This is a genomic window from Streptomyces sp. NPDC060027, from assembly GCF_042737005.1.
In the GTDB taxonomy this organism is placed as follows: domain Bacteria; phylum Actinomycetota; class Actinomycetes; order Streptomycetales; family Streptomycetaceae; genus Streptomyces.
Genome location: NZ_JBHWVI010000310.1, coordinates 1 through 7,717, shown reverse-complemented (window position 1 = coordinate 7,717; position 7,717 = coordinate 1). Strand labels below are relative to the sequence as shown.

The window sequence follows — 7,717 nt, the reverse complement described above, 5'->3', positions numbered from 1 at the left end:
GCGAGCTGCGCCATCGTGGTCGCCGCGTAGCCGCGTTCGGCGAACAGCCGCGTCGCCGCGTCCAGGATCGCCTGCCGGGTCGCCTGCGCCGCCGCTCGGCGGCGGCTCGTGTCGTACTGCCTCTTGACCGTCACCGCGGCGCTGGGCTTCCGTCCGCCCGAGCCCGCGGTTGAGCACCTGGAGATGGTCGACGCCTGGATCGGCGGCTGACGGACGGGGGCGGCCAAGCCCCCCGGGACAGGTGCACAGGGTGCGGCTGGATGGCCTTTTGACGTGTGGTTGAGCCGTTCCGGATCTGACGAGGCATCTCGGGACGAACGGCTCGCCGCGAGTGGCGAGGAGGGCAACGGGGCGGAACCTCGCCGTTCGGCTGTCGGTGCGGGCACGCAACGGCTGGTGGGCTTGGCCGTGCGCAACCCGCTGTCACCTTGGTGGGGGCCGGCAGCTCGGCCAGCAGTCCGAGAAATGGCCGGTGGCCGCATGCCGTGGAGTCGCGACCGGCGTCCCGGAATTGCCCTCCGGGTGTCTTCTAGCATGACCTCGTGATCACCGGTGACGCCCAGGAGTCCGGGGGAGGACGAGAAGCTGTGTCCCCGCGACGCCGCTGAAGCCGAATATGTCCACGTCGCCTCAAAGCGTGGAGAACGGCGTGAAGACGGGCCGCCCGCCGGATCCCGAGATGACGGAGCAGGGGAGCAGGAGCGTGGCTGGCTTCATGCCGCAATGGTCCCCGCTTCGCTGATCGCAGGCATCGTGCTCATCTGAGGTCAGCATGTCGGCCTGCTCGACGTGCTCCTCGTAGATGTTGTCGCTCTTCCCGTCCGTGGGGACGGTGGCGGGACGTTTCGGCGTGAGGGGCGGTGAGCCCGTGTACGACAGCGCCCCGTGTTCTTCGGCCCGGCATGCGTTTGGCCCCGAGCCGCAGGTCGACCTCCCTCTCCTGGTTCCCCGACGCGGCGCCCCGCTCCTGCACGGCGAACGCGCCGTTCAGTGCCTCGCGCAGCAGTCCACGGAGAGGTAACCGTCCTGCAGCGTCGCGCTGACCGGGCCTTCTAGCGGGGCCGGACCGGTCGAGATGCGGTCGTCAGCGGGCGCGAACTCCGCAGTCCACACCGCGGGGCGGGATCCCGGCGGACCCTCGAGCACGTCCAAGGGCCGGTCGGGGGGAAGGCCGTTCGCAGCACGTCGAAGACGGTGGCGGCGTCCTCGCTGGACGTTCCGGTGAGGGACACGGTGACCACAGGTCACTCTCCTTTCCGCTGGGCTACGACGGTGTACTTGGGGTCCTGGGCGGAGGCGCTCCCCGCCGCGAAGACGCCGAAGCGGGTGCAGACCGACCGAGCAGGGCGAGGCCGCCCAGCACGGCGGCCGGCCTGCCGCGTCCACCGGCCGGCGCCGCGGTCGCGGCGCCCGCCAGGGCCAACGCGCGGGCGGCACGCAGGAGCGCGCCCGCACGTCCATCGCGCCAGGTCTCGGCCACCATGCCCAGGCGTAGCCCGGCCGCCTCGGCCGCCGCACTCTCCTCAGCGCCGCGAGGACCGCCGCGAGAGGGGCGGGAGTGTTCTCGCGCGGTGGCGCCACCGCGGGAGCGCGACGCCGGCCGCAGGTCCGTACGGAGTGAGCAGCCAGGATCCCATGCTCATGGGGGACGTCGGCTTGAAGACCCGCAGCATGTTGACGAACCGGCCCGGCCGGCCGAGGTCGTGGACGAGCACGGTGGCGGGCAGCGAAACGGCGGCGAGGGAGGAGACCTTCATCGCGGTGGCGGTGCGTGGGCGGTCGCTGAGTCGGTGGCGTACGGGCGCCGGGACAGGACCTCGTGCCGGCGCGCAGAGCCGGTGGTGAGCTGGAGGGTGGCCGAGTCCTTGAGGCGGAGGCGGCCTCGGCTGACGGGTGAGGCGGGGTTGCCCTCGATCTGGACTACCTTGTCGTCCTCGACGTAGATCTGCTGGCCGCAGCCGACCGCGCAGTAGGGGCAGACCGACTGCACCACCCGCTCGGCGGTGTCGGTGTGGGGCCTCAGCCGCTTCGTGCGGGGTGACACGGCGGCGCTGCCACGCTCCAGCAGGTTGGGGCCGGTGAGCGACGGTAGACGGGCCACTCGGCGATCCACGTTTGCACACACATCGTGACTCCCTTCCGCCGCCGGTTCGGTCGGCGGTCGCGGGCCTCGCTGCCCGCGTCACCCGCCCGAGCGCCCGCGGAGCGCGAGGGTGTCAGTCCGTCGGCTCGTCCGGCACCGGGTGCTCGGGGCGGGGGCTGCCGGAGTGCGGGACGCCCCTGGGGCCGGTGCCCGCCTCGTCCGTGTCGGGGACCTCTGTGCCGGGCTTCTCCGATTCCTCGGCTTCGCCTTCCGCGCGGCTGCGCTCCGCGCCGGTCCGGTGGCTCTGGGGCGACTGTCCGGGTTCGCCGACGACGTCCAAGGGGTCTTCATCGGGTGCGGCCTGCTGATCGGGTAGGTCCTTCGGTATGGGCTTCGGCATCGGCCCCTCACCGGTCCCGGGGCCTTGCGGGCGGGGCTCGCTCACGACGTCCTCATTTCCTCGCGCGGGTGTGGCGTGACACGCAAGTACCCCTCTCGTTCGTGATGATGCAGGTGATCGCCGGACCGTCCCGCGTCCGGTCAGCGCCGCCGGTTCGCGGGGGCCCCTATATGTTTGGTCAAGGTCGAAGGCCAGTAGGTTCGTGTGGTCGAGGGCGGGCCGAGCCGTAGGGTGTGCATGAGTGATAGCCAGGTCACGATCAAGCTCACGAGTGACGAGGCACTGGTGCTGTCGCACTGGCTGGAGAACCAGATGACGGACCTCAGCCAGGTTGTCGACGATCGACGAGACGCTTCCTGAGCCGTTCGCATCCGACTATGACGAGCGGCTTGAGGCGGCTCGTCAGAGGCTTCGTCCGGAGGACTGATCGAGCGGCTTGAACTCCTCACCTGGCTGCGGCGGGTTGGGGTTCGTAGAAGGTTCCGTCGCGGAGCATCGCGAAGAGGACGTCTGTCCGTCGTCTGGCGAGGCAGAGCAGGGCCTGGGTGTGGTGCTTGCCCTGGGCGATCTTCTTGTCGTAGTAGGCCCGCGATGCCGGGTCGCCCAGGACTGCGAACTCGGAGAGGAAGAAGGCCCGCTTGAGCTGCTTGTTTCCTCTCCTGGAGGGCTGTTCGCCACGGATCGACGACCCGGAACTGCGGGTTGCCGGGGCGAGACCGGCGTAGGCGGCGAGGTGGCCGGCGGTCGGGAAGGTGCTGCCGCCGCCGACCTCGATCAGGATGCGTGCTCCGGTCCTGACGCCGACTCCTGGCATCGCCGCGGCCATCCCCGCCATCAGCGCCTCATCGGCCACCTCAACCAACGCGTGATGCAGCTTAGCTACCTCACGCAACCGCAGCTCAGGCGGCAGGTCTCCCAGATTGCCGCAGAACCGCGCCACCTCTGCCTTCAGCAGACCGACCCTCGCGTCGCCGTCCACAGGCGCAGCCTGGCAACCCACCACTCAGGTGTCAAAACTTCTGACACATCCTCGCCCGGTCCCTGGCGTCCTACAGCATTCGCTGATCGCCAACGAGGCACTGAGTAGGGGAAATGGATCGCGTGTCCAGCGCCATGATCGGCAACCCCGACTTTCAAGATCCCCCACAGCGTCAGGTACGTACAGAACCAGGCGTGTCTGCCGCTTGGATACACTGCCGCGTCGGGAGCAGCTTTTCCTCTGCCCGTGCCGGGATGGTCGGCAGGCGGCTTGATGTGAAGGAGCCTGAGCGTGGATGCCCCACATGTGGTGGGTGGGCCCGCCCCGGTGCCCGGGAGGGCCGCGTTGGAGGTGAGCCCGTTGCCCGGTCGTTCCGGGATACGTGCCCGTGGTGAGATCAGCGTCCTCACTCGCCCGTCTTGGGAGCAAGCCCTGTCTGAGCTGGCCCAGCGGCACACGGGCGTGTCATATGTGGAGCTGTCGGATGTGGCGTTCGTTGACGTGGCGGGGGTAACCGCGTTGGCGGTCACCGCCATGAACCTGCCCGACGGGAGGGTTGTGGTCGAGAATCCCCCGCCGCAGCTGCCGCGGGTTTTGGCGATATTCTGGCCGGGCCAGGACCGGATCGAGGTGGCTCTGTGATGAGCACGGTGACCACCCACGAGCCGTTCGTGCACCCTGCCCTTTTCTACCGCAACGAGCAGGAGTACATGCGGCAGACGGTGGCCTTCCTGCGCGAGGGCCTGACCAACGGCGAGCCGATGGCCGTGGCGGTGCCCGGCCCCAATCTGGAGCTGATCAAGGCAGGTCTGGGCGGGGACGCCGAGGGCATCCTGTTCCTGGACATGACCGAGGCCGGCCGCAACCCGGGGCGGATCATCCCCAAGGTGCTGCGCGGATTCGCCGATGCCCACCCGGAGGGGCGTGTGCGGATCATCGGCGAGCCGATCTGGCCCGGGCGCAGCGCGGTGGAGTACCCGGCGTGCGCGCAGCACGAGGCGCTGATCAACGCCGCGTTCGAGGGCCGGGCGGTGACGATCCTGTGCCCCTACGACGAGGTGCGGCTGGAGCCGGAGGTGATCGCTGATGCGGAGGTCACCCACCCGACCGTCATCAGCGGGGATGGACGTGAGTCGGTCAGCGACGTCTATGACTGGCAGGCGGTCGTCGATCGGTACAACCAGGTGCTTGCGCCTGAACCGGACGCCGCGGCCTTCTCCTACGGTGGTGAGGACCTTCCGGCGGTCCGCCGGTTCGCTCTTGCTCAGGCGATGCGGCTGGGCCTGGCCGGGGAGCGGCTGATGGATGTGGAGCTGGCGGTCGCGGAGCTGACGACCAACAGCGTGGTCCACGGGGGAGGCCGCGGGACGCTCACGGTCTGGGCCGAGCAGGGGCAGCTGGTGTGTGAGGTCCGCGATGCGGGCCGGCTGACCGATCCGCTGGCCGGCCGCCGCCCGCCGGAGCGAGGCCAGCTGGGCGGCCGGGGCCTGATGCTGGTCCACTACGTGGCCGACCTGGTGCGGCTGCACACCGGCGACGACGGCACGACCGTCCGCTTCTACCTCAGCTTGTGACAGCGCGCGTGGGCGGCCGCCCTGTCCGGGTGGCCGCCTGCCTCGCTTCTGTATCGGCGGCCGCGACCTCCACGACAGCCAGCACCGGCCTTGCCACATGCGCGTCATTGATCTGCCTCACGATCCCCATGACAGCACGTCACCACCGAAAGTGAGACAGGGCCGCTCGTTTTGACAGTCCCGTTGAACCGGCGATGCGATCGAAGGTGACGCAGTCATGGATGACATGGACCAGGTGGCTCTCGCGGTCGCTGTAGTGGGCGGCCATGCGCTGGGCGGCACCAAGAACGGCCGGATGGCCCTGTCCGACGATCTGGCGGGTCGACGATTCGGCTTCGAACCGCCGGCTTGCGGCCGAAGGGATGCGCCGGCTGGGGGGAGATGACACAGGTCGCCGAGTTGCAGGAGCAGTGTTGCGAGGCAAAGTCCTGGAAGCGGGCCGCAAGGCAATGTCGGCCGCTGCCGATCGGGACATGAGCCCGCTTGCCGACGCCCTCAGCGAGTGCGCGGTCCTGCTCGGTGGGAAGGCGGACGAGGGGGGGCGAGGCGGATGAGGGCGGGGAGCACGAGGAAGAGCCGGAAGAGCCGAGACCGCAGCGGTGGCGCAGTTCGCTAGGGCCGCGGCGCGGAAGTCCGCGTCGGTGAAGAAGACGCTTCTGCTAAGAAGGCTGCTCCCGGCAAGAAGAAAGCGACGTCATCGAAGCGAGCCGCATCCAAGCGCGCCGAAGCGCGTCGCCGTGAGCGGGCAGCGGAGACGGAACGCTGGGCACAGGTACCCGACCGGGTCTCGGTCCCACCGTGTGAGCGGTGCGGACTGCCGATCACCGGCGTGGCTGGCGTGGAGCAGGAGATGGCCCCGCCGCAGGACTACTGGCACTGTCCCGCCTGCCGCACCGACGTGCGTCAGTACCCGACGCTGCGCGCAACGCTCTCCGGACGCCGCCAGCGCGGCAGGTAGCCCGGCCCCGACAGAGCGCTGACGGGGGCCGGGCTTCGACTGAGAACTCTAGATCAGGCAGCGGAAGTCGAGCATGGCGGATCCGACGCGAAGCCGCCAACGGCGTGTGACGCATCCGAACGGTCGTTGCCGTACACGTCACCACGTGACGGCCCATCACGATGAACGGCTCGGACGCGGCATGTAGGGCCGTCCCTCTCGCCATCATGTTCCCGCTCACGGGTAGCCTGACCGCGAGTGCTGCCCTGTCCTGCGTCTTCGATCTTCCTCGCGGCACCCGGTCGGCTCACATCGCCAGAGGGGTGTGACTCGTTGCTCACTACATGACGGTGGACGTTTCGAGCAGTCGTGGCGTTGTCTCTGCATCGCAGTGCAACAACGAGCGCGCTCACCTCGCGCTGCGAGCGTTGCTGGACGATGCCATCGCACGCCTACCGCTCGTCCACCCGCTGACGAGCCACACAGGACACCTGACAGCGCCGAAGTCCTGGAAATGATCGGCCGTGCCACATGGACGCGACGTACGACGCCAGGAGGGACGGATCTGCTACGGCATCAGGGTATCGACGTCTAGCTGTATTGACCCGCAGCGTTGTTGACACGGCTGATCGGTGGTTTGCCTCCGAGTGCGGTGTGGCAGCGGTGGTGGTTGTAGGTGTGCAGGAAGTCTGCCAGGGCTGCGCTGCGTTCGGTGTTGCTGGTGTAGGGCCGCAGGTAGGCCCATTCGTCGAGCAGGGTGCGGTTGAAGCGTTCGACCTTGCCGTTGGTCTGTGGCCGGTAGGGGCGGGTGAGTTTGCCGGCCGCGCCGAGGTCGGCCAGGGCCTGCCGCCAGGCGAAGCTCTTGCGGTAGGGCCAGGCGTTGTCGGTCAGGACCCGCTCGACGCGGTCGATGCCGACGTCGTGGAAGAAGGCCGCTGCCCGGCGGAGGAAGGCGGCGCAGGTGGCGGCCTTCTCGTCGTCGTGGATCTCGCTGTAGGCCAGGCGGGAGTGGTCGTCGACGGCGGAGTGGACGTAGTCGAAGCCCATCCGGCTGCGGGTGGCCCGGCCGGCCTGGCGGCCCAGGACCTTGTGGCCGCCGCCGTCGGGGATCCGGCCGAGCTTCTTGACGTCCACGTGGACCAGGTCGCCGGGCCGGTCGCGTTCGTAGCGGCGGATGACCTGGCCGGTCGGCCGGTCCAGGAAGGCCAGCCGGTTCAGGCCGTGGCGGACCAGGATGCGGTGCACGGTCGAGGCGGGCAGGCCCAAGACAGGCCCCAGGCGGGCGGGACCGAGTTTGCGGTCCTGGCGCAGACGGCAGACCCGGGCTTCCACCACTGCCGTCGTGCGATGGGGTGTCGTCCGGGGTCGGCTGGAGCGGTCGGCGAGGCCCGCCTCGCCCTCGGCCCGCCAGCGGCGCATCCACTTGTGGGCCGTGGCCCGGGAGATACCCATCTCGGCGGCCACATGAGCGACCGGGCGGCCGGCGCGGACACGTTCGACGAGCAGCCGCCTGCCGTGAACGGTCAGGCGGGCATTACGGTGGGACACGAAGACCTCCGTGCGGTGCAGTCCTAGACAGCTCCACCACACCGGAGGTCTTCGCCATGATCAAGCCCTGCAACTGTCAACAACGCTCGTGATCAATACACCTAGTACTCCAGCAGCGTTTCGCTATCTGGCCTGGTCAGAGGCGTCGTCGGGAGTGTAGTGGGCTGATGGCATGTCAGGGGCGGTCTTGCCGGAC

The 7,717-nt window shown here is 69.3% G+C and carries 10 protein-coding genes and 2 pseudogenes; 5 read left to right on the top strand and 7 right to left on the bottom strand.

What is annotated here, in order from left to right; all coding sequences use genetic code 11:
• The 4 genes and pseudogenes from ACFWBT_RS39845 to ACFWBT_RS39830 form a co-directional block, all read right to left on the bottom strand.
• Positions 1-482: helix-turn-helix domain-containing protein (locus tag ACFWBT_RS39845; RefSeq protein WP_385708816.1), on the bottom strand; the 482-nt coding region annotated here is incomplete at its 3' end.
• A gap of 1,041 nt (positions 483-1,523) precedes the next feature.
• Positions 1,524-1,757, bottom strand: a complete 234-nt coding sequence (nrfD, locus tag ACFWBT_RS39840) for an NrfD/PsrC family molybdoenzyme membrane anchor subunit (protein ID WP_385708813.1) — start codon at positions 1,755-1,757, stop codon at positions 1,524-1,526.
• A gap of 29 nt (positions 1,758-1,786) precedes the next feature.
• Positions 1,787-2,127 (bottom strand): annotated as a pseudogene (locus ACFWBT_RS39835) (formate dehydrogenase); the annotation flags it as partial.
• An 89-nt stretch (positions 2,128-2,216) separates the two neighbouring features.
• On the bottom strand, positions 2,217-2,528 hold the full coding sequence (locus tag ACFWBT_RS39830) for a hypothetical protein (RefSeq protein ID WP_385708812.1): 312 nt from the start codon (positions 2,526-2,528) through the stop codon (positions 2,217-2,219).
• 192 nt (positions 2,529-2,720) lie between these two features.
• On the opposite strand from ACFWBT_RS39830, the gene ACFWBT_RS39825 reads away from it, so the two are divergent.
• Positions 2,721-2,843, top strand: coding sequence for a hypothetical protein (locus tag ACFWBT_RS39825; protein WP_385708809.1), 123 nt, complete (start codon positions 2,721-2,723; stop codon positions 2,841-2,843).
• Between the two features lie 85 nt (positions 2,844-2,928).
• Here ACFWBT_RS39825 and ACFWBT_RS39820 read toward each other — a convergent pair.
• A pseudogene (locus ACFWBT_RS39820) lies at positions 2,929-3,300 on the bottom strand (transposase); the annotation flags it as partial.
• A 453-nt stretch (positions 3,301-3,753) separates the two neighbouring features.
• On the opposite strand from ACFWBT_RS39820, the gene ACFWBT_RS39815 reads away from it, so the two are divergent.
• Both ACFWBT_RS39815 and ACFWBT_RS39810 read left to right on the top strand, forming a co-directional pair.
• On the top strand, positions 3,754-4,104 hold the full coding sequence (locus ACFWBT_RS39815; protein ID WP_385708807.1) for an STAS domain-containing protein: 351 nt from the start codon (positions 3,754-3,756) through the stop codon (positions 4,102-4,104).
• Positions 4,104-5,036 carry an anti-sigma factor RsbA family regulatory protein gene (locus tag ACFWBT_RS39810; protein ID WP_385708804.1) on the top strand — a complete coding sequence of 311 codons (933 nt, stop codon included), beginning with the start codon at positions 4,104-4,106 and terminating at the stop codon, positions 5,034-5,036. The genes ACFWBT_RS39815 and ACFWBT_RS39810 overlap by 1 nt, the downstream gene beginning before the upstream one ends.
• On the opposite strand, the gene ACFWBT_RS39805 is transcribed toward ACFWBT_RS39810, so the two are convergent.
• Entirely contained in the window at positions 5,026-5,166 is a 141-nt protein-coding gene (locus ACFWBT_RS39805) for a DUF6207 family protein (protein WP_385708801.1), read from the bottom strand. The genes ACFWBT_RS39810 and ACFWBT_RS39805 overlap by 11 nt on opposite strands.
• An 87-nt stretch (positions 5,167-5,253) precedes the next feature.
• Here ACFWBT_RS39805 and ACFWBT_RS39800 point away from each other — a divergent pair, with 87 nt between their 5' ends.
• Positions 5,254-5,421, top strand: a complete 168-nt coding sequence (locus tag ACFWBT_RS39800) for a hypothetical protein (protein WP_385708798.1) — start codon at positions 5,254-5,256, stop codon at positions 5,419-5,421.
• Positions 5,422-5,865: 444 nt separating this feature from the next.
• Entirely contained in the window at positions 5,866-5,994 is a 129-nt protein-coding gene (locus ACFWBT_RS39795; RefSeq protein ID WP_385708795.1) for a hypothetical protein, read from the top strand.
• Between the two features lie 570 nt (positions 5,995-6,564).
• Here the strand turns inward: ACFWBT_RS39795 and ACFWBT_RS39790 are convergent.
• Positions 6,565-7,521, bottom strand: a complete 957-nt coding sequence (locus ACFWBT_RS39790; RefSeq protein WP_385708792.1) for an IS481 family transposase — start codon at positions 7,519-7,521, stop codon at positions 6,565-6,567.
• Positions 7,522-7,717: the final 196 nt, after the last annotated feature.